This is a genomic window from Polaribacter tangerinus (assembly GCF_038024095.1).
Taxonomy (GTDB): domain Bacteria; phylum Bacteroidota; class Bacteroidia; order Flavobacteriales; family Flavobacteriaceae; genus Polaribacter; species Polaribacter tangerinus.
Genome location: NZ_CP150668.1, coordinates 141944 through 167647, shown reverse-complemented (window position 1 = coordinate 167647; position 25704 = coordinate 141944). Strand labels below are relative to the sequence as shown.

Annotated in this window: 24 protein-coding genes; 12 read left to right on the top strand and 12 right to left on the bottom strand. The window is 30.2% G+C overall.

The window, feature by feature from the left end; genetic code table 11:
• From WHD54_RS00730 to WHD54_RS00705, 6 genes are all read left to right on the top strand, one after another.
• Window positions 1-2700, top strand: a complete 2700-nt coding sequence (locus WHD54_RS00730) for a class I SAM-dependent DNA methyltransferase (RefSeq protein ID WP_088322759.1) — start codon at window positions 1-3, stop codon at window positions 2698-2700.
• Window positions 2700-3605 (top strand): hypothetical protein, encoded by a 906-nt coding sequence (locus WHD54_RS00725; RefSeq protein WP_088322758.1) that lies wholly within the window; start codon window positions 2700-2702, stop codon window positions 3603-3605. Before WHD54_RS00730 ends, WHD54_RS00725 begins: the two co-directional genes overlap by 1 nt.
• Before the next feature lie 103 nt (window positions 3606-3708).
• Entirely contained in the window at window positions 3709-3951 is a 243-nt protein-coding gene (locus WHD54_RS00720) for a DNA-binding protein (protein WP_088322757.1), read from the top strand.
• Window positions 3952-3953: 2 nt separating this feature from the next.
• Window positions 3954-5588: an RNA-binding domain-containing protein gene (locus WHD54_RS00715; RefSeq protein ID WP_088322756.1), complete on the top strand. Its 1635-nt coding sequence runs from the start codon at window positions 3954-3956 to the stop codon at window positions 5586-5588.
• Window positions 5589-5717: 129 nt separating this feature from the next.
• Window positions 5718-7655, top strand: a complete 1938-nt coding sequence (locus tag WHD54_RS00710) for a DEAD/DEAH box helicase (protein ID WP_088322755.1) — start codon at window positions 5718-5720, stop codon at window positions 7653-7655.
• Window positions 7648-8841, top strand: a complete 1194-nt coding sequence (locus WHD54_RS00705; RefSeq protein ID WP_088322754.1) for a GIY-YIG nuclease family protein — start codon at window positions 7648-7650, stop codon at window positions 8839-8841. Before WHD54_RS00710 ends, WHD54_RS00705 begins: the two co-directional genes overlap by 8 nt.
• Here WHD54_RS00705 and WHD54_RS00700 read toward each other — a convergent pair.
• Together WHD54_RS00700 and WHD54_RS00695 are read right to left on the bottom strand one after the other, a co-directional pair.
• Window positions 8838-10304, bottom strand: coding sequence for a S41 family peptidase (locus WHD54_RS00700; RefSeq protein ID WP_088322753.1), 1467 nt, complete (start codon window positions 10302-10304; stop codon window positions 8838-8840). The genes WHD54_RS00705 and WHD54_RS00700 overlap by 4 nt on opposite strands.
• Before the next feature lies 1 nt (window position 10305).
• A complete protein-coding gene (locus tag WHD54_RS00695) occupies window positions 10306-11757 on the bottom strand; it encodes a S41 family peptidase (protein WP_088322752.1) in 1452 nt (483 codons plus the stop codon).
• A gap of 152 nt (window positions 11758-11909) precedes the next feature.
• Here WHD54_RS00695 and WHD54_RS00690 point away from each other — a divergent pair, with 152 nt between their 5' ends.
• The 5 genes from WHD54_RS00690 to WHD54_RS00670 all read left to right on the top strand — a co-directional run bounded on the left by WHD54_RS00690 (window position 11910) and on the right by WHD54_RS00670 (window position 16603).
• Window positions 11910-12419 (top strand): RNA polymerase sigma factor, encoded by a 510-nt coding sequence (locus WHD54_RS00690; protein ID WP_088322751.1) that lies wholly within the window; start codon window positions 11910-11912, stop codon window positions 12417-12419.
• Complete coding sequence (locus WHD54_RS00685; RefSeq protein ID WP_088322750.1) at window positions 12406-12843, top strand: hypothetical protein; 438 nt, start codon at window positions 12406-12408, stop codon at window positions 12841-12843. The genes WHD54_RS00690 and WHD54_RS00685 overlap by 14 nt, the downstream gene beginning before the upstream one ends.
• Window positions 12844-12881: 38 nt before the next feature.
• A complete protein-coding gene (locus tag WHD54_RS00680) occupies window positions 12882-13391 on the top strand; it encodes a DUF4252 domain-containing protein (RefSeq protein WP_088322749.1) in 510 nt (169 codons plus the stop codon).
• Between the two features lie 29 nt (window positions 13392-13420).
• Window positions 13421-13975, top strand: coding sequence for a DUF4252 domain-containing protein (locus WHD54_RS00675; protein WP_088322748.1), 555 nt, complete (start codon window positions 13421-13423; stop codon window positions 13973-13975).
• A 189-nt stretch (window positions 13976-14164) separates the two neighbouring features.
• Window positions 14165-16603: a M1 family metallopeptidase gene (locus tag WHD54_RS00670; RefSeq protein WP_088322747.1), complete on the top strand. Its 2439-nt coding sequence runs from the start codon at window positions 14165-14167 to the stop codon at window positions 16601-16603.
• A gap of 24 nt (window positions 16604-16627) precedes the next feature.
• Here the strand turns inward: WHD54_RS00670 and WHD54_RS00665 are convergent, their stop codons facing one another.
• From WHD54_RS00665 to WHD54_RS00620, 10 genes are all read right to left on the bottom strand, one after another.
• Window positions 16628-16768 (bottom strand): hypothetical protein, encoded by a 141-nt coding sequence (locus WHD54_RS00665; protein WP_158211793.1) that lies wholly within the window; start codon window positions 16766-16768, stop codon window positions 16628-16630.
• Window positions 16769-16787: 19 nt separating this feature from the next.
• Entirely contained in the window at window positions 16788-17648 is an 861-nt protein-coding gene (locus WHD54_RS00660) for a substrate-binding domain-containing protein (protein WP_088322746.1), read from the bottom strand.
• Window positions 17649-18518 carry a nucleoside phosphorylase gene (locus tag WHD54_RS00655; protein WP_088322745.1) on the bottom strand — a complete coding sequence of 290 codons (870 nt, stop codon included), beginning with the start codon at window positions 18516-18518 and terminating at the stop codon, window positions 17649-17651.
• 49 nt (window positions 18519-18567) lie between these two features.
• Window positions 18568-18891, bottom strand: a complete 324-nt coding sequence (locus tag WHD54_RS00650; RefSeq protein ID WP_088322744.1) for a translation initiation factor — start codon at window positions 18889-18891, stop codon at window positions 18568-18570.
• An 8-nt stretch (window positions 18892-18899) separates the two neighbouring features.
• The gene (locus WHD54_RS00645) at window positions 18900-19847 is read right to left on the bottom strand and encodes an isopenicillin N synthase family dioxygenase (protein WP_088322743.1); all 948 of its coding nucleotides are present in this window, start codon (window positions 19845-19847) and stop codon (window positions 18900-18902) included.
• 57 nt (window positions 19848-19904) lie between these two features.
• Window positions 19905-20621: a DUF6048 family protein gene (locus tag WHD54_RS00640; RefSeq protein WP_088322742.1), complete on the bottom strand. Its 717-nt coding sequence runs from the start codon at window positions 20619-20621 to the stop codon at window positions 19905-19907.
• Entirely contained in the window at window positions 20602-21063 is a 462-nt protein-coding gene (locus WHD54_RS00635; protein WP_340767531.1) for a DUF6452 family protein, read from the bottom strand. The genes WHD54_RS00640 and WHD54_RS00635 overlap by 20 nt, the downstream gene beginning before the upstream one ends.
• Before the next feature lie 50 nt (window positions 21064-21113).
• Window positions 21114-21407: a 4a-hydroxytetrahydrobiopterin dehydratase gene (locus WHD54_RS00630; protein WP_088322740.1), complete on the bottom strand. Its 294-nt coding sequence runs from the start codon at window positions 21405-21407 to the stop codon at window positions 21114-21116.
• A 12-nt stretch (window positions 21408-21419) separates the two neighbouring features.
• Window positions 21420-22874: a 23S rRNA (uracil(1939)-C(5))-methyltransferase RlmD gene (gene rlmD, locus WHD54_RS00625; RefSeq protein ID WP_088322739.1), complete on the bottom strand. Its 1455-nt coding sequence runs from the start codon at window positions 22872-22874 to the stop codon at window positions 21420-21422.
• A gap of 212 nt (window positions 22875-23086) precedes the next feature.
• Window positions 23087-24244 carry a mechanosensitive ion channel gene (locus tag WHD54_RS00620; RefSeq protein WP_088322738.1) on the bottom strand — a complete coding sequence of 386 codons (1158 nt, stop codon included), beginning with the start codon at window positions 24242-24244 and terminating at the stop codon, window positions 23087-23089.
• Between the two features lie 179 nt (window positions 24245-24423).
• On the opposite strand from WHD54_RS00620, the gene rocD reads away from it, so the two are divergent.
• Window positions 24424-25704: an ornithine--oxo-acid transaminase gene (rocD, locus tag WHD54_RS00615; protein WP_088322737.1), complete on the top strand. Its 1281-nt coding sequence runs from the start codon at window positions 24424-24426 to the stop codon at window positions 25702-25704.

The window sequence follows — 25704 nt, the reverse complement described above, 5'->3', positions numbered from 1 at the left end:
ATGAACGCATCCCAAATAGAAAAAAACGTAACAGCCTTAGTTGATAATTTCAATAAAGAAGAATTTGTATTCGACTTGCTGAAAGCCTACGGTATATCTAAAACAACGATAACACGTTTAAAGAAAGGGGATTTTAACTTATCTAAAGTTGAAGGTGAAGTACTCTATAAAAGTAAAATGCTTTTTAAAGAAGTAGCATCTGGTACACTATTAAACACAATAGATGAATTAACAAAAAATACCGATGCCTTAAAACACAATCCACGCTTTGTAATTGTTACAGATTACAAAACATTATTAGCAAAAGATATAAGAACAGGGTTAGCATTAGATACCCCTATCCTCGAAATACATAAACACTTCGGTTTCTTTTTACCTTGGGCAGGACAAGAGAAGTATGCTCAAAAAAACGAGAATTATGCAGATAGAAAAGCGTCATACAAAATGGCGAAACTCTATGATATCTTAGTTACTGAAAATCCAAATATCTATGAAGATGGTGGTCATAACTTAAATATATTCCTATCTCGTTTGCTCTTTTGCTTTTTTGCAGAAGACACCGATATATTTCCTATTGAGGGTATGTTTACAGATACTTTAGAGCAACATACTCAAAAAGATGGTAGTGATACACATACATTTTTAGATAGGATTTTTAAAGTCCTGAATACAAAAGATAACAGTAAAGAAGCAGCACATTTTACAGCCTTTCCTTATGTAAATGGTGGTTTGTTTAGAGACACTATTGTGTCACCAAAGTTTACAGCAGCAGCACGAAAGATAATTATTGAATGTGGCGATTTAGATTGGAGCGAAATCAACCCAGATATTTTTGGCTCTATGATACAGGCAGTTGTAAATCCTGCATATCGTAGTGGTTTAGGGATGCATTATACCTCTGTACCTAATATTATGAAGGTCATTGAACCTTTATTTTTAAATGAACTCTATGAGGAATTTGAAAAATACAAAGGCAACCCTAAAAAGCTACGTCAATTAATATATAGAATATCGAAATTAAAGATATTCGACCCTGCTTGTGGTAGTGGTAACTTTTTAATTATTGCTTATAAAGAGTTACGAAAATTAGAAATAAAAATTTGGCAACAAATTAATGCCTTAGAACCGCAATATTCTTTTGTCTTTACAGAAGTAAAGCTATCTCAGTTTTATGGCATAGAGTTAGACGATTTTGCTCACGAAATGGCAATCCTGTCTTTATGGTTAGCAGAACACCAAATGAATAAAATGTTTACAGATGAGTTATTCGATTTTGGTAAAGCCAAACCTATTTTGCCACTTAAAGAAGCAGGTAATATTACTCAAGGGAATGCAACACGTTTAAACTGGGAAGAGACATGTCCTAAAAATGAAAATGATGAAATTTATATTTTAGGGAATCCACCTTATTTGGGTGCGAGGTTACAGGATAAAACACAAAAAGAAGATATTAAATTTGTCTTAGGTAAAATCAAAGGACATAACAATCTAGATTATATAGCCTGTTGGTTTTACAAGGGTAAGGAATTTATTAAGAACACTAAATCGAAATTTGCAATTGTAAGTACTAACTCAATTTGTCAAGGGGAACAGGTGTCATTATTGTGGCCACATATTTTGAATGAAGTTGAAATAGGCTTTGCGTACAAATCATTTTTATGGAATAACAATGCAAAAAATAATGCAGCAGTTTTTTGTTCAATAATTTCTTTGCAAGATTATAAAAGTACTGGTATAAAGTTTATTGCTATAAAAAAGCATAAGCAAGAAGTAAAACGAATAAATGCCTATCTAGTAGAAGGTGATAATATTTATATAACAAAAAGGTCTAAACCTTTATCAAAATTACCGCCGATGGTTTTTGGTAGTATGCCAAACGATGGCGGAAATCTAATTTTAAGTAATTCAGAAAAAGAAGAGTTGGTTAAAACGAATCCAGAAATACTTCCTTATTTGAAAAAATTAGTTGGAGCTAAAGAATTTACAAATAATACATATAGATGGTGTCTATGGCTTTCTGAAAAAGAGTATCTTAAATTTCAAAATATAAATGAAATATACAGAAGAGTCGAAAAAGTTAGATTAACTAGACTTTCTAGTTCAAGACCTTCAACAATAAAACTTTCTGAGATTCCCTATTCTTTTGGAGAAATTAGACATAGAGATACCGATGCTATTATTGTACCATCTACAACTTCATCTAGAAGAAAATATGTGCCTATTGGTTTTGTTGCGAATGATACTGTTATAAATAATCGTGCACACGTAGTATATGATTCTGAACCATTTGTAATGGGTGTGATTTCCTCTAAAATGCATATGGTTTGGTTAACAAATATTGCAGGTAAATTAAAAGACGATTATCTATATTCATCATCAATTTGTTATAATAATTTTCCTTTTCCTGCTATAAACCAAAAACAAAAAGAACAAATAAATCTACACGTTTTTGCAGTATTAGAAGAAAGAGAAAAACATTCAGGCAAAACATTAGCACAATTATACGACCCAGATAAAATGCCTAAAGGTTTAAAAGAAGCGCATCATCAATTAGATTTAGCCATAGAGCGTTGCTATCGTTTAAAACCATTTACCAGTGATACAGAGCGTTTAGAGTATTTGTTTAAGGAATATGAAAAGATGATACATAAAAATACCTTGTTAGAGAAACCGAAAAGAACACGTAAAAAGAAAGCATAATGGATAATCAAGACTATTGGAAAAATTTTGGTTTAGGCACAGAATTAGAAATCTCTGGTGCATTTCTTTTCAATGGTTTAAAATCAATTAACACTTTAGATAATTTCAACTATGCAGAAGATGTTTTTGAGCTGTTGTATAACCTTTCAGTTGGTATAGAACGATTACAAAAAATAGCAATTATACTTATTGAAAATATCGATGTAAATAATAAAGAAAGCAAAAAGCAATTTGAAGAAAGCATAAGGCATCATAAGCTTTTAAACCTTCATATTATGATAGAGTGCAAACATAGTCTTAACTTAAATGCACATCAAAAAGAATTTTTACACCTACTATCTAAATTTTATAAAACGTACAGATATGATAGATTTAATATTAATTCAAGTAAAGATTATGAAAATGAGAAAATAGCATTTATTAGGTTTTTATCTAATAAATTATCTATTGTTAATATTTCAAATACCATAATTAATACAACACAAACACAAGCATATCTCGCAAAAATTATAAAGGCAATATCGTTAGCTATTTATAATTTAATTGAAATTGAAGCAAGAAATCTCAATATTTACACCTATGCTTTAAGACCTCAAGGCAAAGCCTACCGTATTTTTATTTATAAAGATTTCGATTTTAAGTACGATACAATTTTAAAAAAAGAACTTTTAATACGCTTAGTCAATAACTCAAACTCAAGTTTCATTAAGTTTATTAAAAGTATCAAACCATTGCCTTTTGATGTTCAAGATGAAAATGAAATTATAAGAGCACTAATATCAAGTAATAAATTAGTTGACTATTTCGATGAACTAGAGGATTATTATGAACAATTAGAAAATAAAAAAGAAAGATTTGAAATGTTAGAGACTATAGGTAAAACAGGGATGGAGTTTTTACAATAATAAAAACGCTATTGTAAAGTTCCTCGATAATTTACAATAAGCAAAGCGTTAGTGTACTATTTTTTAGTTTTTACAATAAGAGAGATAGATTAAAATAAGCATAATGGAAAACAACCAACAAAACATCATCATTTATAACACAGCAGATGGCAAAGCATCTGTAAGTTTATATACAAAAGACGGTAATGTTTGGATGAACCAAAGTCAACTCGCAGAACTTTTTGACACCTCTATACCAAACGTTAGTATTCATATATCTAACATACTCAAAGATAGAGAGTTGCAATCAAATTCAGTTATTAAGGATTACTTAACAACTGCTAATTATAAATACATCACAACCTAATTATGGACACCACTTTAGATGCACTATTAAGCCTTTCTACAGAAAATGAATCCGTAGAGTTTAAGGAAGCTAAAAACCAAATAGATAAGGATAAATTAGGTAAATATTTTTCAGCGTTAAGTAATGAAGCTAATTTGGCAAATAAGCCCAATGCTTGGTTGGTGTTAGGTATTAAAAATAATAAGTCGATAGTTGGTACAGCAATTACGGATAAACAGCTTAATGAGTACAAAGCTGAAATTGTGAAGCATACATCGCCTAAAACTAATTTTATAAGTACAAAGCGAGTAAGTCAAGATGGTAGTGCTATTATCTTACTAGAAATACCAGCTGCGCCTAAAGGTTTTCCTTTATCTTGGAAAGGACACTGTTATGGCAGGGATGGTGAGAGTTTGGGTGCTTTATCATCAGATGAATACGATAGAATAAAACTTCAGAATAAAACAGAAGATTGGAGTGCTAAAATTGTTAAAAATGCAACGCTACAAGATTTATCTGAAGAAGCTGTAAAGCAGGCACGTGTTAGATATACTCAAAAAAATCCAAAATTAGAAGACACTATTAAGAGTTGGTCAGATGCTGTTTTTTTAAACAAAGCAAAACTTACCATTAAAGACAAAATTACAAATACAGCAATAATTTTACTCGGTAAACCAGAGTCAGAACATTTTCTAAGTCCTGCTACATCAAAAATTACTTGGATTCTTAAAGATAGCGATAATTTAGAGAAAGACTACGAGCATTTTACCTGTCCGTTATTGCTAAATATAGAAGGTGTTTATAGTAAAATACGAAACCTAAAGTATCGTTATATAGCTGATGGTACGCTTTTTCCTGATGAAGTTGACCAATACGACCCTTACATAATACGTGAAGCATTAAACAACTGTATTGCGCATCAAGATTATACATTGGGAAGTAAAATACTCGTGGTTGAAAATGAAAATGCAACCTTGACATTTGCTAATTCTGGTGATTTTATACCAAAGAGTATTGAAACTGTAATTCAAGCAGATGCACCAGAACCCAAATATCGTAACAAATTTTTAGCAGACGCTATGGTTAATCTTAATATGATTGATACCATTGGTAGTGGGATAAAAAAAATGTATAACATTCAAAGAAAAAAGTATTTTCCATTACCAGACTATGATTTGTCTAACCATAAAGTTAAAGTTGTTATTACAGGGAAAGTAGTAGACATAAACTACGCACGTAAAGTAGCGCAAATGCCTAACTTATCTCTAGAAGAAATTATACTACTAGATAAGGTTGCAAAAAATAAAATAATAAATGATGAAGAAATTAAAACACTAAAGTCAAAAAAATTGATTGAGGGTAGAAAACCTAATTTTCATATTTCGTCTAAAGTGGCATCTGCAACTAATCAAAAAGGTGACTATATAAAAATGCGAGGAATAGATAACGATTACATTCAGAAAATTATAACAGATTATCTGACAAAATTTGAAAGTGCAAAAAGAAGCGATTTAGAAAATATATTATTCAATAAATTATCTGAAGGTTTAGACATTTCTCAAAAAATAAACAAGATAAAGAATGCGCTTCAATCATTAAAAAAACAAGGTATTATAGTTGTTGAAGGCAAATTATGGAAAATGTCTAAACAAGATTAGTTAGACATTTTTTAGACAAACTTTAGACATTTTTTAGATAAACTTTAGCTATTTACATATGATAAATAGCTCTTTTTCAATGATTAATGAAATATATTTATACAAATTTTAGATAAACTTTAGACATTTATGCCAGATATAGTACACGTAAAATACCAACAAACAGGAAAAAGTAAAAGCACTAATGAGTTAGGTATGCGAGAAATGCAACAAAAAGCATTTGAGGCGCGCACAGCGCAATACCTATTAATTAAAGCACCGCCAGCTTCTGGTAAATCTCGTGCATTAATGTTTATAGGTTTAGACAAACTCATAAATCAAGGCATTAAAAAAGTAATCGTCGCAGTTCCTGAACGCTCTATTGGTAGTTCATTTGCTAAAACAGACTTAAAAAAATATGGTTTTTTTGCAGATTGGGAACCTAATCCAAGATATAACTTATGTACGCCTGGTGTAGAAAAAAGTAAAGTGACTGCATTTCTAAATTTTTTAGAAAGTGATGAAAAAATACTAATCTGTACACATGCTACTTTACGCTTTGCTTTTGATGCCATAGACGAAAAACAACTCAATGATTGTTTGTTGGCAATTGATGAATTTCATCATGTCTCTGTAGATGGTGATAATAAATTAGGAATCGTATTAAGTAGTATTATGGATAAATCTACTGCGCACGTAGTAGCAATGACAGGGTCTTTCTTTAGAGGAGATTCCGTACCTATTTTATTACCAGAGGACGAAGAAAAATTTATAAAGGTGAAGTATGATTATTACCAACAACTAAACGGCTATAATTATTTAAAATCATTAGGTATTGGCTATCACTTTTATCAAGGAAAATATACATCTGCTATTCATGAGATATTAGATGAAAACAAAAAAACAATAATTCACATACCAAGCGTAAATTCAGGTGAATCTGAAAAAGATAAATATGAAGAAGTCAATAGAATTTTAGATGGCTTAGGGGAATTAGACTATCAAGACCCAGATACAGGTGTTTTGTATGTAAAAAGTAAAACTACAGGTAAAATCTTAAAGATTGCAGATTTAGTCCATGACAATCAAAAGGACAGAGATAAAATACAAGACTATTTGCGTAAGGTGTCAAGTGTAGATGATATAGATATTATTATTGCTCTAGGTATGGCAAAAGAAGGGTTTGATTGGCCCTATTGCGAACACGCTTTAACCGTAGGTTATAGAGGGTCATTAACAGAAATTATTCAAATCATTGGTAGAGCAACAAGAGATAGTGAAAATAAAACACATTCACAGTTTACCAATTTAATAGCACAGCCAGATGCAGAGAATGATGAAGTAAAACTATCCGTAAATAATATGCTAAAGGCAATTACAGCATCATTATTAATGGAACAAGTGTTAGCACCTAACTTTAAGTTTAAACCAAAATTTCCAAATGATGAAGATGACGATTCAGAAGATGATGATAATACCATAAAAATAAATGGGTTTAAATTACCAAGTTCACAAAGAGCAAAAGATATTATTGAAAGTGATATCAATGACCTAAAAGCAAAAATCATGCAAGATGATCAAATGCTTAAAGCAATGCCGGGTAATGTAGATCCAGAGGTTATAAATAAAGTATTGATACCTAAAATTATTAAGGAAACCTATCCAGACTTAACAGATGAAGAAGTAGAAGCTGTGCGTCAACATGTAGTTGTAGATTCTGTAATTAAAAACGGTACTATCGAAGAAGTAGGGGATAAACGCTTTATTCGTATGGCAGACAGTTTTGTAAATATTGATGATATTAATATCGATTTAATAGATACCATAAATCCATTTCAAAAAGCATTTGAAATCTTATCTAAATCAGTAACAGCATCAGTATTCAAAGCCATCCAAGAAACTATTGATGCTACACGTATAACAATGACAGATGAAGAAGCCATTATATTATGGCCTAAAATAAAAAACTGGATTGCAAAAACAGGCGAACAACCGAGCATTCAATCCTTCGACCCACAAGAAAGACGTTTGGCAGAAGCAATCATATTTTTAAAAGAGCAAAAGCGTAAAGCCCAAGCAAATGGATAAGAAGAAAACATTAGAAGATATATTTAATGATGATGAGTTTGGGATTTTAGATTCTAAACCCAAAAACTCTAATGTAAAATCAGAAGATGAACGCTTAATTGAATCGTTCCAAGAAATTAATGCTTTTTTTGAAAAAAATGATAGAGAACCTGAAGCGACAAATGTTACTGAATTTAAGCTATTATCAAGATTAAAGGCGTTGAGACTTGATGCTAATAAAATAGAAACATTAAAACCATACGACACACATAATCTTTTAAATACTCTGGAAGAAGTAAAATCAGTAGCAGACATTTTAAGTGATGATGATTTAGGTATTTTAGATACCGATGAAACCTTATCTATCTTTGAGTTAAAACACGTTAAAAGTGCATCAGAAAGAGCTGAAACAGATTTCACAGCAAGAAGAAAAGCAATGAGCACAAAAGATTTTGCACCCTATGAAGCACATTTCAAAAAAATACATAAAGAATTAAGAGAAGGGAAGCGTAAGCTAAAAGAATTTAAAGATGTAGAGCAGAACCTTTACAAAGGCAATTATTACGTTGTAGATGGTATTTTATTATACTTAGAAGATGATGGTCTAGAAAAGCGAAAACTAGGTGATAGTGAAAGAAAAGATGGCAGAACAACAATCATTTTCGAGAATGGCACAAAAAGTAATATGTACTATCGCTCATTGGCAAAAGCATTATACAATAACGGAAGCATAGTATCAGACACAGATAAAGAATCAGAAGAAGAACTTTTTAAAAATGCAAATATTGTAAGCGAAGAAGATGTTCAAACAGGATGGATATATATATTAAGGTCAAAATCTTCTAAACCAGAAATCGCATCAATTAATGATTTATATAAAATTGGTTTTTCATCTATAGATGTTCATGAGCGCATTAAAAATGCCTCTAAAGAATCTACCTATTTATATGCAGACGTGCACTTACTTGCTAAGTACGCATGTTACAACATGGACGCACAAAAATTTGAGCACTTAATACATCGCTTTTTTGCAGATGTTTGTTTAAATGTTGATGTATTTGATTCTAAAGGAAAAAGGATAACACCTAGAGAATGGTTTGTTGCACCAAGACCCATTATTGAAAAAGTGGTTACATTAATTTTATCTGGTAATATTGTAAGCTACAGGTATGATAAAAAAACACAACAAATAGTAATAAAGGCTTAATTTTCCTTTAATTCTTTATACATCGTGTTGTTTGCAGGGGTTGCTAATTTTGAGTTGTAAATTTCTGTTGTTTGATAGTAAACCTTTTGTTTAGCACTTCCTTTTAACCCTGTTGTAATATACTGAATAGTTCTTGCCAGTAAAGGTTCATCTTCATTACCTAATTCACCTAAATTTGCAATATTTTCTGCCATATTTATTCCAGTAAAATTTGTTTCTGGTATAATTCCTTCAGGATAATTTTTATTGTTCTTATTTTTAATTTCAAAAACTAGTGGCTGCATAGCATAACTATGTTTTGAGTTTAAATTTGCACCACTTTTAAACAAATTATCAGAGTCGTAAAGTGTAATAGAGCCAACTTGTTTACCAACAGTTTGTGTACCTACTACTTTTACATCTATATAAGCATCTAAAGCGTTAATAATTAATTCAGAGGCAGAGGCAGAGCTTGCCGAAACAATAAAATATACGCTAGGTAATTCTAAACTGTTTATAGAGATACTAGCGCCTGAACTTGTTGTTATTTTATTTACAAAATTATTAGTAAAACTGTCTGCAGAAAAAGCATCTGTAACTTTATCGTTCCAAACTTCTCTGGTAAAAACTTGATCGGTAAATTGCCCTGTAATCATGCTAGCAAGGTAAGATGCAGAAGTTGTGGAGCCACCACCGTTGTAACGTAAATCTATTATTAAATCATCTATATTATTAGATTTAAATGTATTAAAAACTGCATTTAGCTCTTGGTCGTAGGCACTTGCAAATTGATTATACAGTAAATACCCTATTTTTTTATTTGATACATTAATAATTTTTGAAATAGCAATAGGATTTTCTTGAACTTCTGTTTTGGAAACTGAATAGAAAGTATTGTTTGCTAAAGGATTTCCATTATTAAAATTAGCAAAACCAATATCTAAACTAGCGGTGTTGCCAAATAATAAACTATTATAATTGGTATCTGTTAACTGAATTCCGTTTACAGTATTAAAAATCATGCCCCTTTTTATGCCCAAACTTTCGGCACTTGAGTTGGGTATTACATACCTTACATAGCCATAAATGTTACTGTTACTAGACACATATCTCCGTAAGCCAAAATCCATTCCTGTAGTGATATTTATTCCTTGAAATGAGTTTTCTAGCGCAACATAATCGTCTACAATCCAAGAGAATCTATCTACAATACCAGGTTTGTTTAAAAGACTGTTAAAAGTTTCTTCTGGAGAACTATATTTTTTAAAATAACTATATAAATCTGTCACATTTTTAAACTTATCGTCTGCTAAGTCTGTTACTTCGGTATTCCATAAATAATAAAGGTTTAAACCTTTCCAAATAAAATGGTTTACTTCATCTGAGGTAGAAACAGGAGCTTCGGTAATTGGCTCTTCTTTTTTTTCACAAGAAAAATTTAACATTAAAACCGTTAAAAAATAAAATATAACTCTTTTTTTCATTTTAATTTGTGTTAGGTAATACTTGTTTTATAAAAATGCCTTTATCAATTTCTCTTTGACTGGTTATTGAACTAAAAAGGAATTCATAATTATTTATGTTACAAACATTACTTTGGATATTATTTCCGGTAGCTATATAGTTTAAAAGCATATTAAAAATAGGATCTGAATTTTCTCCTAAAACACCTAAATTTAAAACATTTTCATGAGGACATAAAACTACATTCGGTATAAATCCGTCGGAATATGTTTCGTTATTCTTATTTAGAAACTGTAAAACTATAGGACTAATAGATATTGAGTGATTTTCATTTTTAAACTCAAAATTATAATCTTGAGAATTGTATAATGTAATACTGCCCGTATTGTTTCCTTTAGTATTTCTACCAATTATATGAACATTTATATACGGTTTTAAACTGTTAATTAGTAATTCTACCGAAGAAGATCCAGTAAATTCGTTGCCATTAAGTATGATATAAATATCCGAAACCTCTAAATTATTAATTGGTGTTGTACTTGATATTTTGTCAACAAAAGTGGTTATAAGAGAGTCTGGTTGATGTGTTTGAAACCATTCTTGTGCTTTTAAATTCCATTCTTCTTTTATGAGAACTTGGTTAGAAAATTGCCCGGTAATAATGCTAGCTAACACGGCAATATCACTAGCGTAACTTCCGCCAGAAATATTATAACGAAGGTCTAAAATAAGCTTATTTACATTGCTGTTTTTAAAACTTAAAAAAGTTTCATTTAGTAGCTCTATATCACTTTTAGAAAAACCATTGTTATATATTAAATACCCAATATTATCTGCACCAATAGTTATTGTTTTTTCTTTAAAAGCCTTGTTATAACTATAATTTTGCTTTTCTAAATTTACGGTTTTTATTGTTGATGATACATTTAAGCCATCAAAATTTATAATAGATAAGGCAAAGTTATCGTTGCCATTTAACAACAAATCTTCGAAATTGTTTCTTGTTAGTTGAACACCATCTATAGCATTAAAAAAATCGCCTCGCTTAATATCTTTAGACTCAGCAAAAGAACCAGGTAAAATATGTGTTACATAGCCAATTACATCTATATCATTTTGAGGATTGCCAATAATGCCAAATTCTACACCATTTGTAAATTGGTTATGAGGTGGCAAACTATTATCGATAAATTCTTCTGATAAAAACGATTTGTTATCTTCAGAAATTAAAAGGCTATTATATAGTTCGTTATAATCTGTAAAAGTTGCTAAATAGTTATTTAACTGTGTATCTGAACTAAACTGTCTATCCGACAATTTAGGTACTTTATCTTGATGAAGATAATAAGCATTAAGACCTTTCCATACAAAATCATGAATAACTAGGTTATTTGGAACAGGCTCTTTTTTGGCACACTGTACTATGCATATGGCGCTTAGGAGAAGGAAAAGTCTATTAAAATAATTTTTCATAAAAAACGCAATTGCTATAGTTTTACTAACGCAATATAATCAGAAATAGTATTATTTTTAAATTCTGATGTAACAAAATAAATTATACATCGTCATTAATACAGAACCCCCATAATTATAAAAAGGTTTTACGTACGTTATTTTATATTAAAATGAATCAATCGGAATTTTTAACAGTTGTGTTACCATTTAAAGATAAAGTCTTTCGTCTTGCAAAAAGATTGTTGGTATCTACAGAAGAAGCCGAAGATGCAACACAAGAACTTTTTTTTAAGTTATGGAAACGTAGAGACAGTATTGCAACTTATAAAAGTTTAGAAGCCTTTGCGATGACAATGACAAAAAATTATTGCTATGATCGATTAAAGTCTAAACAAGCAAGTAATTTGTCTTTAGTACACAGTAATTACAAAGAAAAAGAAACTAGCTTAGACAAACAAGTAGAGCATTTAGATAGTGTAAACCAAGTACACAAAATGATTGAAAATTTGCCCGAGCAACAAAAAATAATCATTCAATTAAGAGATGTTGAAGGTTATGATTTTGATGAAATTTGTAAGATGGTAGACATGAAACCAACTGCAGTAAGAGTTGCTTTATCTAGAGCAAGAAAAACAATTAGAGAACAATTACTAAAAAAACACAACTATGGAGTTAGCTAACATAGAAAAATTATTAGAAAAATATTTAGACGGAAATACTTCTATTAAAGAAGAGCGCTTATTAAAAGAGTATTTTTCTACGAACCATGTTCCAGATCATTTGCAAGAATATAAAACAATGTTTTCTTTTTTTTCTTCAGCAAAAGAAGAACAGTATCAAAAGCAAATTATTGTTCCACATAAAAGTTTGTTTCAACGAAAAAACTTTAAGTGGCTGTCTGCAGCAGCGGCAGTATTACTATTGTTTAGTGTGTATGTTGGTAACGAACAATATAATAAGCATCAACAAAAGAAAGAAGCTCAGAAAATTTATGCGCAAGTGAGTAAAGGCTTGCAATTATTGTCTAAAAACTTACAAAAAGGAGAACAAGCATTACATTCTTTATATGTTTATGAAGATACTGTAAACAAAATTTTAAAATAAAACCAAGTATAATAGTAAAACCAAGTAAAACAGAAATTATGAAAAAAATAATTTTATTAATGGCCTTTTTAGTAGCTCCATTATTATCAAATGCACAACAATCTGTATTTGACTCTTTAGAGGATATGGACGGAGTAGATATGGTAGTTGTAACAAAAGATATGTTTCAAATCCTATCGAAATTTAGTCCAGAAAAATTGTCTAAAAGTAAAGAAATGCAAGTGTTTAAAATGATTAGCGAATTGCAACAATTTAGAATGTTTTCTTCTGAAGACAAACAAATTGCAAGTAACATGGAAAAAATGGCAAATACACTAATCAAACAACAAAAATTGACTGAACTAATGAGAATTAAAGAAGATGATTCTCGTGTTAAAATTTATGTAAAAACTACTAACACCAAAGATTATGTTAGCGAAGTATTAATGTTTATTAAAGGAATTGATAAGAGAACAAAAGGTTTTTCTGAAGCTATGGTAGTTTCTTTAAGTGGTAATATAGATATTAATATGATTAGTAAGCTAGCAGACACCTTAACAAAAGAGTAGTTTTAATCATTTTAAATAAGTTCATAATTATGAAAAATAAATATAAAATAACGGCTCTTTTTGTTTTGGCTCTTTTAGTAACGTCTTGTAAAAACGAAAAATCACTGCAAAGTTATTTGGTAGAAACAAGCAATAAAAAAGGTTTTTATGCAGGCGATTTTCCTATTGGTTCTTTATTTACACCCAAAAAAAATGCCTCTACAGATGTCTTACAAACAATAAAAAGCATAAAAAAAGTAAACATTGTATTTTTGCCAGTTGCAAACACTAGTACAGCTGAGTACAATACTGAAAAAGAAACACTTAAAGGTATATTTAAGGATAACAAAACCTACAAGTCTTTAATGTCTATGAAAGCAAAAGGTATGAATATAGCAGTATATTATAGTGGTAAATCGAATGCTATAGATGAAATGGTTGCTTTTGGTTATGGAGAAAAAGTAGGGGTAGGAGTGGCAAGATTGTTAGGTAACAACATTAATCCAGAACAAGTAATACTAATGTTACAAAATGTAGATGTTGAAAATGAAGGAGCTCTTTTGCAAGAAATGTTAGGGTTGTTTCAGGTAAATAAAAAATTGTAATTTAATTACATAGTAGTTTGAATGATGAAAGCTTCAGTATTTTTACTGAAGCTTTTTTTTACACTTAATAATTGTAAATGAAAAATTATGTCGATCTCACCCAAAAAAAAAGCTAATTGATTTTAACGGTGCATTAACAACAACTATCATCTTTATTACTATTTTTGAAACTACAAGAACCTACTTTTTATGATTAATAAATATCTGCTTTTGCCACTATTTTTGCTAACTTTTACTTTAAGCTTTAGCCAAGATAATTACCATGCTGCAAAAGAAAAAACCTATAATTTAGAACACACCAAGCTAAAAGTATCTCTAAACTTTAAAGAAAAGCAGTTAAATGGAGAAGCGTGGTTAACCTTAAAACCTTACTTTTATCCTTCGAGTACTGTTGTATTGGATGCAAAAGCAATGCTGTTTCATGAAGTTTCATTAAATAACACTCCGTTACCTTATGAGTATGATAATTTTAATTTAACCATTCAACTCCCAAAAACCTACACTAAAAACGATTCTTTTACTTTATATATTAAATATACCGCTAGACCAGAAAAAGTAAAAGATAAGTTAACCAATACTTTTACAGATAAGAAAGGACTATATTTTGTAAATGCAACAGGATCTGATAAAAATAAACCAACACAAGTATGGACTCAAGGGCAAACATCTGCCAATAGTTGTTGGTTTCCTACCATAGATGCTCCAAACCAAAAAACAACACAAGAAATATATATAAAGGTTCCCAAAAAGTATATAACTATATCAAACGGAACGTTAATCAATAAAAAAGAAGATGGGAGTTTTAGAACTGATTATTGGAAAATGGAAAAAAAACATGCTCCTTATTTATTCTTTTTTGGAGTAGGAGAGTTTGAAATTATTAAAGATAATTATAAGGAAGTTCCAGTTAATTACTATGTCGAAAAAGCATTTGCAAGTAATGCAAAATCTGTATTTGGAAATACACCAGAGATGCTTCGTTTTTTTTCAGATAAGTTGGGCGTTGAGTTTCCTTGGAGTTCCTACAATCAAATAGTGGTAAGAGATTATATTTCTGGAGCTATGGAAAACACAACAGCCGTAGTACACGGAGAGAAAATGTATCTAAAACCAGGGCAATTAATAGATGGTAATTCTCATGAGAACACAATTGCTCATGAACTTTTTCATCATTGGTTTGGCAACCTTGTTACCGCAGAGAGCTGGGCTAATATTAGTTTAAATGAATCTTTTGCAAATTATGGCGAATATTTATGGCAAGAATATAAGTACGGAAAAGAAGCTGCAGAAACCCATCTTTTCGAAAATAATAAACTTTATTTTGAGAGTCAGGATGTAAACAAAAGCTTAGTAGAGTTTAACTATTTAGAGGAAGAAGAGTTATTTAATTTAGTTAGTTATAATAAAGGCGGTGCTATTATACACATGTTAAGAAATTATGTTGGAGATACTGCTTTTTTTGCCACATTAAAAGAATATTTAAATACTTACCAATTTAAAACAGCAGAAGTACATGAGTTAAGGTTATTATTTGAAAAATTAACAGGTAAAGACTTTAACTGGTTTTTTAATCAATGGTTTTATCAAGGAAATCATCCTAAAATAGAAATCTCTTATGACTATAACTTATTGCGAAAAACTGTTACAGTTAATGTGTTGCAGTTACAATCTGAAAAGTTTCAATTCCCATTAACAATTGATTTTTTTGAAGGAAATTCTCGAACTAGAAAAACAGTTTTTGTTGAAAATAATGATGCTTCTTTTACTTTTAATTATAAACAACAACCAAGTTTAATTCAAGTAAATGCTGATGGTGTTTTGCTAGCAGAAATTTCTGAAAACAAAGTGTTAAGTGACTACATTTATCAACTAAAAAATGCTGTACATTTTACTCATAGACGAGAGGCTTTGTTGGAGGTACTAAAGAAACAAGATGATAAAGATGCATTTAAAGCAGTAGTTGAAGCTTTAGATGACACTTCTGAGGAAATTAAAATTTTAGCCTTAGAAAACATAGATTTGATAAATAAGTTTTCTAAAAAAGATGCAATTCAAAAGATTGTATTTATAGCCAAAACAGCAGAAAAAACACTTGTTAAAGCCGCAGCAATTGAAACTTTAGGCAAATTAACCGATCCGTTATATAAATCAATGTTTACAGAAGCTTTGTCTAGTGATTCTTATGGAGTTTTAGGAAAATCTTTAGTAGCCTTGTATTATGTGGATAAAGATTTAGCCATACAAAAATCGAAACAATTGCCTGATGAGGTAAGAAAGATTTTAGCCACTCCGCTTACAAAAATATTTATAGAATCTAATGACGCAACAGAATTGCCGTTTATTGCTAAAAGTGTAATTTCTGGTATGTTTTTATCGAACAACTCAACAACAAAAGCACTTTATGAAAAGGCCTTTGATCAGATTGCTAGGAGTAATAATATGGAAGCTATAAAAAACCTTACAGAAGATATGGTTTCTAAAGGAAAGCAATACAAACAATTTAATTTTGATAAGGTAGTTATTAACTTAATGCGAAAAATGATTTCTACTCAAGAATCTAGCACTAATAGCAATAAAGAAAGAAATATAGCTATAATTAAAGCTACCATGTCTGGCTTAGTAGAGTAACGGTAGTCTTGTAAGTGTAAAAAACTATACTGTCTTTTGATGAATAGTTACAACATTTTCCATTGTACTAACATCTGCTAAACCACATGAAGAGGATGTACTTCTACAAGAAGAAATGCTTAAAATACCAATTATAAATAAGGTGATAAGTGCTAATTTTTTCATTTGTTCATTTTTTAAAAAATTAAAGGTACATATTTTTTATAAAATCGGTAGCTTTTTTCTTTTCCTTGATAACGTTAAAGCGTAACATTTTATTTTGAATTCTTGTAATTAAATTTTTTGTAATCGGTTTACCATCATTCCAAGTGGTAAGTTGTAACCATTTCTGAACATCGGTTAATTGTTGTTCGTATCTATTTGCAAGAGTTATATCTATATTTTTAATATTTTTAAAAGTACTTGTTGTATTATTTATAATGTCTAAAACTTTTTTTACAGCATCATAATTATGCTCTAAAACTTCATTTCTTACAGCAATAACAAAGCATGGCCATGGAGTGGGGCAGTCGTCTATTCTTCTAAATATACCAGCATCTACTAATGGTTTTGTTGTAAAATGCTCCCACATAAAATAATCTGCTTCTCCATTTTTAAGTGCATCAATACCTCCTTGAAGATTACCCACTACCTTAAATTTTAAATCGTCAATATTCCATCCTTGGTTAAAAGCATTTACAATAGCCATTAAATGAGATCCAGAGCCAAATCTACTAATTGCTATTGTGGCATTTTTTAAATCTTTAATTTCTTTAAATCTTGAATTTTCAGCTACATGAATTCCCCAAATTAAGGGAGATTTTACATATGTTTGTACTATTTTAGATGGGTTACCAGCAGCAATATCTTTAATAATTCCTTCTGTTAGTACCACAGCAATATCTACCTCTCCAGAACGAAGTGCTTTACACATTTCACCAGTGCCTCCAGGATAGTCTCTCCATCTTAAATTGATATTCTCTTTTGTATATTCTTTATTTTTAAGGGTTAAATACCAAGGATAATTAAAGTGTTCTGGCACGCCACCAACTTGTAAGTTTGTCATTTACTCAACGATTTTCTGTAGTGTATATTCAATTAAATTTTTAACTACTTTTTTATAATTTTCACTAAACGTTCCGTTTTCTCTATTGGCAATTATAGCATTTAAAGAAATTGCGTGATGACCAAGAAGACGAGAAAGGCCATAAATAGCAGATGTTTCCATTTCTAAATTAGTAATTCTCATTCCTTCAAAACTAAAGGTTGTAATTTTTTCGTTTATTTTTTCATCTTGCAAAGGCAATCTTAAAACCCTGCCTTGTGCTCCGTAAAATCCACCAGCTGTTGCTGTAATTCCGGATACAGTTTGTTTTGAAACAAACTTCTTATACAAAATATTACTACTTTTAATAAGTGTTGGATGAGCTTTGCAAGAACTCCAGTTTACATGTTCGATAAAAGAATTTTCTATTTCTGGATAACTGATTTTAGCTGTTTTGTAAGATTGTAACATTCCGTTTACATCCAAAGCATATTCACTAACTAAAAATGAGTTTACTAAAATATCTTTTTGCAATGCGCCAGAGGTTCCAATTCTAATGATATTTAAAGATGTAATTTGTTTTTTTATTTTTCTAGTGGATAAATCTATATTTACCAATGCATCTAATTCGTTTAAAACGATGTCTATATTATCTGGTCCAATTCCTGTAGAAATTACTGATAATTTTTCTCCTTTATAATAGCCAGTTACTGTTTTAAATTCTCTTTTTTGTGTGGTAAATTCAATACTATCAAAGTAGTTACTAATTTCTGTAACTCTATCTTGGTCGCCAACAAAAATAATGGTATTAGCAATGTTTTCTGGTTTCAGCTGTAGATGATACACGCTACCATCATCATTTAAAATTAGTTCAGAGGCTTTTAAAGTCATTACTTTTTTGTTCTTTTAATCATTTAGAAAAATAATTTATTAGTAATAATTATCCGCCTACACGTTTTACTTTAAACCCTTTATCTGTTAACATTTGCATAATTTTATCTCTAAAATCTCCTTGAATAATAATTTTATCATCTTTAAAACTCCCGCCTACAGAAAGTTTGGTTTTAATTTCTTTTGCTAAAATTTTAAAATCAGATGTGGCTCCTGTATATCCCTCTAAAATTGTAATTGGTTTTCCTTTTCTTTTTTCATATTTGCATATTATAGGAGCTTCTTGTAACCAAATATTAGATTTTTTATCTTTTGGTATCTCTAACTCTTTATGATCTGGAAATAAGTTTTTTAGTTGGTCTTTTAAATCCATTATAAGGCTTATTTTTTTAATCCTAATTCTTTTAATCGCTCTTCTAAAAATTCTCCAGCTGTAATATCTTCATATCTTTTAGGGTTATTTTCATCAATACAATTCTCTAAAACGTTAAGTTTCATTTCAGAAATTGGGTGTAGAAAAAATGGTATCGAATACCTCGAGGTTCCCCATAATTCTTTTGGAGGGTTGATAACTCTATGAATAGTCGATTTTAATTTATTATTACTGTGTCTAGATAGCATGTCTCCCACATTTATCATTAATTCATCTGGCTCGGCAACAGCATCAATCCAATCTCCATGATGATTTTGAACTTGCAAGCCTTTACCTTGTGCGCCCATCAATAGGGTAATTAAATTAATATCTCCATGAGCAGCAGCTCGTTCTGCACCTTTAGGAGCTGTTTGTATAGGTGGATAATGAATTGGTCTTAAAATACTATTTCCATTTTTTATATATCCATCAAAATAAGTTTCTTCTAAATTTAGGTGCAATGCCAAAGAGCGTAAGACAAATTTTGCGGTTTTTTCTAACATTTTGTAGGCTTGTTTTCCTACATTATTAAACTCTGGAAGTTCTTTTACTATTACATTATTAGGATATTCCTTTTCTCTTTCAATATCATTTTCTACATATTGTCCAAAATGCCAAAACTCTTTTAAATCTGCCTCTTTTTTTCCTTTTGCAGACTCTTTACCAAAAGAAACGTAGCCTCTTTGTCCTCCAATACCCGGAATTTCATATTGTTGTTTTATATCCGTTGGTAAATCAAAGAATTTTTTAATTTCGGCATATAAATTATCTACTAAAGATTCTTCTAAAAAATGTCCTTTAAGTGCCACAAAGCCAATGTTTTCGTAAGCATGACCTATTTCTTTTATAAAGTTATTTTTTCGAGTATTGTCCTCTGAGAGAAAGTCTTGTAAGTTGACACTTGGTATTTTGTTCATGGTTAATTTCGTTTAAAAAAATCATTAATTCTAAGTTACAAAAAATTAATGATACTATTATTTTTTTGAAAAAGGAATTAAATAACTAATGGTGTAATTAAAGCCAAAGCCTGTATTACTCTCAAAAATTCTATTAAATCCTGGGGAATATAAAGTTTTAAAGTTTTCTGGTTCTTTAATGCTCATTAAAATTTTATATGAAACACTAAAACCTACAAAAACATTTTTTATGATTTCTGCTTTAATACCAACCATAAGTTCTGACCAATGGGAATTTAAACTAGTTTTTTCTCCACTAATAATGGAATTAGCAGGAAAATAATTTCCCGAATTTATATCAGAAACGTTTGGTGTATAACTATTTAAAGTCTGGTTAAAAAGACTAAATCCATACCTATAACCTACAAAAATTTCATTATTCATATCGAGCCAATTTTTGTATGTATTGTAGTTAAAACCAAGTCTTATATAATTTCCTTTTGCAGTAGAGTTGGTATAGTCTTCTATGGAGTTTTCTTCTTCGAAACCGACTTCTGCAGCTATGTATAAATTGGGTTTAATTCTGTAATCTCCCACAATTTCTAGTCCCTTATACCTTGAGTTAAAACTAGCTAATATGGGTTTACTAATATCTACACCAAGTCTTAATCCGTAATTGGTTGTGTATACTAAAGAGTCGTTTTGCTTAACAAATAAAGAATCTTTTTGTTGTTCTTGTGCTACTACAAAAACACTAAAAAATAGTAAAAAAATATTAATGAAATATTTGAACATGCGCTTTATTTTGGTCGTCTAGGTTTAGAGTTTGTGTGGGGCTAAAATCTTTTATCCAAGAGTTTGAATTTGCAGAAAACTCTAGGTTATTAAAAATAACTTTAAAGCCACAAGACCTAGAAACATAATCTGTATTTGTGTTGTATTGTATGGTAAAAGTAGCAATTTCGTTTGTTGAAATAGCGCCATTTGTTGCATTTTTCTTTAACGTATATATCGTCTGATTTGTAAGAGAGTTTAGAGGAATAGCAATACTATCTGAAGCCATATTTGTAAAGAGACTGTCTGTTTGCTTGCTGTCGGCAACAATTGATAATCGTTGAACTTTTTTAGGAGTTTCTCTGTTTATATCATCATAAAAAGTGATGATTAACTTTGGTGTAACAGGATTTTTTGTGCAAAAATCGTCTTTTTCACAAGCAGCCAAAAAGAGTACAACCAATACTATGAAGATATTTTTTTGTTTCACGACTCAAAGATAATTAGAATACTTTATTCTTCTTCTACTTCTACTATTTTATTGATTGCAGCTGCGAGATTAAAATCTAATTCTGTAACACCATCTGCATCATGAGTGGTTAATGTAATATCTAAAGTATTGTAAATATTAGTCCACTCTGGATGATGGTTAAGCGCCTCACACTCAAATGCAATTCTGTTCATTGCAGACATGCAATCTTTAAAATTATCAAATTCGAAATCGGTATGTAAAGCATTATCGTAATATTCCCAGTCTATTAATCCTTCTAACTTTTTATTAATTTCAAAATCGTTTAATTTCTTCATAATTGTTATTTTTTATTTTTTTTCAAATAATGCCACAGTTTCAATATGACTAGTATGTGGAAATTGATCTACCAAACTTATTTTTTTCATTTCATAACCCGCTATAGCCAACAATTCGGTATCTCTTGCTTGCGTTGCAGGATTACAAGATACATATACCATTCTATCGGCATTTAAGTTGATTATCTTTTGTAATGTTTTTGGTGCGATACCTGCTCTTGCGGGATCTAAAATGATGGTTTTAATAGTATTTTTATATGTTGGATGTTCAATTAAAAACTTACCCACATCCGCTGCAAAAAATTGCAAACCGTTTATATTGTTTCTTTTTGCATTCTTTTTTGCATCTTCAATTGCTGCAGCTACAATATCTACGCCTATAATTTTTGTATTAACACTCTTAGAGGCAACTATTTGACCAATTGTACCTGTTCCGCAAAATAAATCCATTACTACTGTATTGTCTACTTTAGTTTTGTCTTCCAATACATAATCTACTACTTTACTGTATAATTTTTCGGCACATTTTGGGTTTGTTTGAAAAAAACTTTTCATACTAATCTCAAAATTCAATCCTAGCAGTTCTTCTACAATTTTATCTTTACCGTAAATTAATTTAATATTTCCGGTTGTTGCAATTGTTCTATCACCCGTTTCATCATTTATGGTATGTAAAAATCCCGCTAAACGATTGCCTAGGATATTTTCTAAAAAAATTGCGAATTTTTTTAAGTCGAAATTCTCTAAACCATCGGAGGTAGTTACTAAGTTACAAAGTAATTCGTTTGTTTTAAACGATTTTCGTACTACAAAATATCTAAAAAAACCTTCTCTTTTCGGACCGTGCCAAGGTTGTAAACCTGTGTCTTTGCAATAGGCTCTAATTACATGTAGGTTGTCTTCTAATTGTTTGTCAAATAGGCCAGAATCTTTTTCGAGATTATCGCCCATCCACCAAACACCACGTCTTTTAAAGCCTAGAGTAAATTCATCTTTATCTGTTTTGTTAACTCTGTCGTAGCCAATGGCAGAAAACCCATATTCCATTTTATTTCTGTAATGAAAAACTTTTGGAGAAGTTACAAATTCATCAAATAAATCATCAATATTTTCAACTTTACCTATTCTTTTAAATAAAGAAAGTGTACTTTCTTTTTTATATTGATGTTGTAAATTAATAGGTAATTGTATATAAGGTGCACCAGGTATGTCTTGATACTCTAGTGGAACTTCATCTTCAGAAATTTCTAAAACATCAATTAATTTTCCCTCTGCGTATTTTTTACTTGTTTTGCTAATTTGAGCTTTAACTAGCTGGCCAGGTAGTGTGTTTGGAACAAAAATTACAAAACTCCCATCATCGGTATGAATTCTTGCAATTCCTTTTCCCCCAAAAGCATAGTCTTCGATTTTTAACTCTAATACTTCATTTTTTTTTACAAACTTATTGCGTTCTCTACGTGGCATTTTTTACTTTTTTGGACTGCAAAATTACACAAAAGTTATTGATAAATGTTTCTATACATTCAAAAATACGAAATCACTTTTGTTAGTATATAATTTTAAATAACACAAGTTCTTTTTTACAATGGTAGAGAGGGTATTTTGCTAAAATAGCTTACTATAATAAAAAAAGCGCCTATAAAATAGGCGCTCTAAAAATAAAAATGTTAGGAAATTTATTTTTGATTAAACTTGTCTAATATTTTGCTCATTTGTTTTCCTGCAGCCTCTCGACCACCAAGACCAAATGCTAATACTACTGTTAAGGCAATTGCACCCAAAGTAATACCAAATGCAAGATTAATTATATCTTCTGCAATACCCATTCTACTTAAACCAATAGCTAAGAATATTGCTAATATGGCTATTTTAATAATATTACCCACAAACGGGTTATTATCCGATTTTAAGAAATTCTTAGAAGCTACAGTAGCAATCCAATTTCCAATAGCAAGAATTACCAAACCAAATATTATATTACCACCCATTTCTACTACAGTAAACATAATTTCAGATAATTTGGTAAACTCTAATTTATCTATAGCAGTTATTAAACCAAAAACTATTATAAATGCATATACTAAGTTTGCTATTAACCTTTCTATATTTGTTTTTCCTGTTAAAGATGTAAGTCCTGCTTTATTTAGAACTTCATTTAAATTTAAACTGTCTAACAAATCTTTTAACAACTCACTTAAAAACCTTCCTCCAACTAAAAATACAATAAGTATTATAGTAGCAACCAATACCTTTGGTATTGCATTAAAAAAGCTTTCTAACATATTACTTGCCGGTTCAGAAACTGAATCGATATTTAAGATATTAAGTGCAGATATCAGTAAAGGAATAAAAATAAAGATAAATACTACTTTCTTTAAAATATCTACCACATTAATATTTTCTGGTAAACGTAGCTTAGGTGTAAACTTTTTGATGGTTCCACCGGAAAGAGCTACTAACTCAGCACCAATAGTTGCTAACATATAACCAATGTATGCCACTAAACCAGCACCTACAATATTAGGGATAAAGCTTGTAAATTTATTTAATAATTGTTTTATAGGCTCTAAAACACTTGTCATACCAAGTTTATCTAAAGCGAGCATAAACACAAAAATCATTACAATATAGTAAATTAATTTTGCAATTAAAGTTCCGAAGTTTACTTTTTCACTGTTTAAAGATTTATCGATACCTGTTTTAGAGATTATTTTTTTGGTAATTCTTTTTAACAATCCGGCAATAAACCATCCTATTACAATAATAAGAATGGCACTTAAAGGTCCGCCGAAAGAACCTGTAAGTTGATTGTAAGTTTCAATAATTTGATTCATGATGATTGTTTCGTTGATTAGTTTTACTATTTTGACACATATAAATTTAAAAGTCACAATAATTTAGTATTATTGCAAAACTTCGGGGATGATTTCTTTCCCACGCTGAGTTTCTAGAGCTTTCTAGAAAGATAAAGGTAGAATAGGAATGTTTTTATTTTTAATTTAAAACATTTAAAATGGCTATTTTAAACACATTAACATCGCAAGAAGCGATTGCATTAGAAGACAAATACGGAGCACACAATTATCACCCTCTTCCTGTAGTATTAAGCAAAGGAGAAGGTGTACATGTTTGGGATGTTGAAGGTAAAAAATACTACGATTTCTTGTCTGCATATTCTGCAGTAAATCAAGGACATTGTCATCCTAGAATTGTGGATGCTATGACCAATCAAGCAAAAACACTAAGTTTAACTTCTCGAGCATTTCATAATGATATGTTAGGAAGATATGAAAAATTTGCCAGTGAATATTTTGGTTTCGATAAATTACTACCAATGAATACTGGTGCCGAGGCTGTAGAAACTGCCTTAAAAATTGCCAGAAAATGGGCTTATGAAGTAAAAGGCATACCCGAAAACAAAGCAGAAATAATAGTTTGTGAAAATAATTTTCACGGAAGAACAACCACAATCATTTCTTTTTCTAATGATCCTGTTGCTAGAAAAAACTTTGGTCCTTTTACCAAAGGATTTTTAAAAATTGAATATGATAATTTACAAGCATTACAAGAAGCGCTGGAGAGCAGTAATAATATTGCTGCCTTTTTAGTAGAACCAATTCAGGGAGAAGCTGGTGTTTACGTGCCTTCTGAAGGATATTTATCTGCTGCAAAAAAAATGTGTGAAGACTATAATGTACTTTTTATTGCAGATGAAGTGCAAACCGGTATAGCTAGAACTGGTAGATTACTTGCTACTTGTGGTAATTGTGCATGTCCAGAAAAAAATTGCTCTACGACTCCAGAAACAAAACCAGATATATTAATTTTAGGAAAAGCACTAAGTGGAGGAGCTTACCCAGTTTCTGCAGTATTAGCAAATGATGCAATTATGGGAGTTATTAGACCCGGTAATCATGGTTCTACTTTCGGAGGAAATCCTATTGCAGCGGCAGTTGCTATGGCTGCTCTAGAAGTTGTTGCAGACGAAAAACTCGCTATAAATGCCGATTATTTAGGAGAAATATTTAGGGCTGAACTGTCTGAATTTTGTAAAACGAATCATTTGGTAAAAGCGGTAAGAGGTAAAGGTTTACTGAATGCTATTTTAATAAATGATACCGAAGACAGTTCTACTGCTTGGGATATTTGTATAAAATTAAGAGATAACGGATTGTTAGCAAAACCAACTCATGGTAATATTATTCGTTTTGCACCACCTTTGGTGATGACAGAAATACAACTGAGAGAATGCATAGATATTATTAAAAACACTATTTCTAATTTTACAAAATAA

Coding starts and splice junctions, on each gene's coding strand:
- WHD54_RS00620 (WP_088322738.1), bottom strand. CDS start 24,244: ATGAATCAAATTATTGAAACTTACAATCAACTTACAGGTTCTTTCGGC.
- WHD54_RS00640 (WP_088322742.1), bottom strand. CDS start 20,621: ATGTTCAAATATTTCATTAATATTTTTTTACTATTTTTTAGTGTTTTT.
- rlmD (WP_088322739.1), bottom strand. CDS start 22,874: ATGCCACGTAGAGAACGCAATAAGTTTGTAAAAAAAAATGAAGTATTA.
- WHD54_RS00650 (WP_088322744.1), bottom strand. CDS start 18,891: ATGGATTTAAAAGACCAACTAAAAAACTTATTTCCAGATCATAAAGAG.
- WHD54_RS00645 (WP_088322743.1), bottom strand. CDS start 19,847: ATGAACAAAATACCAAGTGTCAACTTACAAGACTTTCTCTCAGAGGAC.
- WHD54_RS00730 (WP_088322759.1), top strand. CDS start 1: ATGAACGCATCCCAAATAGAAAAAAACGTAACAGCCTTAGTTGATAAT.
- WHD54_RS00655 (WP_088322745.1), bottom strand. CDS start 18,518: ATGACTTTAAAAGCCTCTGAACTAATTTTAAATGATGATGGTAGCGTG.
- rocD (WP_088322737.1), top strand. CDS start 24,424: ATGGCTATTTTAAACACATTAACATCGCAAGAAGCGATTGCATTAGAA.
- WHD54_RS00720 (WP_088322757.1), top strand. CDS start 3,709: ATGGAAAACAACCAACAAAACATCATCATTTATAACACAGCAGATGGC.
- WHD54_RS00665 (WP_158211793.1), bottom strand. CDS start 16,768: ATGAAAAAATTAGCACTTATCACCTTATTTATAATTGGTATTTTAAGC.
- WHD54_RS00710 (WP_088322755.1), top strand. CDS start 5,718: ATGCCAGATATAGTACACGTAAAATACCAACAAACAGGAAAAAGTAAA.
- WHD54_RS00695 (WP_088322752.1), bottom strand. CDS start 11,757: ATGAAAAATTATTTTAATAGACTTTTCCTTCTCCTAAGCGCCATATGC.
- WHD54_RS00630 (WP_088322740.1), bottom strand. CDS start 21,407: ATGAAGAAATTAAACGATTTTGAAATTAATAAAAAGTTAGAAGGATTA.
- WHD54_RS00690 (WP_088322751.1), top strand. CDS start 11,910: ATGAATCAATCGGAATTTTTAACAGTTGTGTTACCATTTAAAGATAAA.
- WHD54_RS00675 (WP_088322748.1), top strand. CDS start 13,421: ATGAAAAATAAATATAAAATAACGGCTCTTTTTGTTTTGGCTCTTTTA.
- WHD54_RS00715 (WP_088322756.1), top strand. CDS start 3,954: ATGGACACCACTTTAGATGCACTATTAAGCCTTTCTACAGAAAATGAA.
- WHD54_RS00725 (WP_088322758.1), top strand. CDS start 2,700: ATGGATAATCAAGACTATTGGAAAAATTTTGGTTTAGGCACAGAATTA.
- WHD54_RS00685 (WP_088322750.1), top strand. CDS start 12,406: ATGGAGTTAGCTAACATAGAAAAATTATTAGAAAAATATTTAGACGGA.
- WHD54_RS00700 (WP_088322753.1), bottom strand. CDS start 10,304: ATGAAAAAAAGAGTTATATTTTATTTTTTAACGGTTTTAATGTTAAAT.
- WHD54_RS00705 (WP_088322754.1), top strand. CDS start 7,648: ATGGATAAGAAGAAAACATTAGAAGATATATTTAATGATGATGAGTTT.
- WHD54_RS00670 (WP_088322747.1), top strand. CDS start 14,165: ATGATTAATAAATATCTGCTTTTGCCACTATTTTTGCTAACTTTTACT.
- WHD54_RS00660 (WP_088322746.1), bottom strand. CDS start 17,648: ATGACAAACTTACAAGTTGGTGGCGTGCCAGAACACTTTAATTATCCT.
- WHD54_RS00680 (WP_088322749.1), top strand. CDS start 12,882: ATGAAAAAAATAATTTTATTAATGGCCTTTTTAGTAGCTCCATTATTA.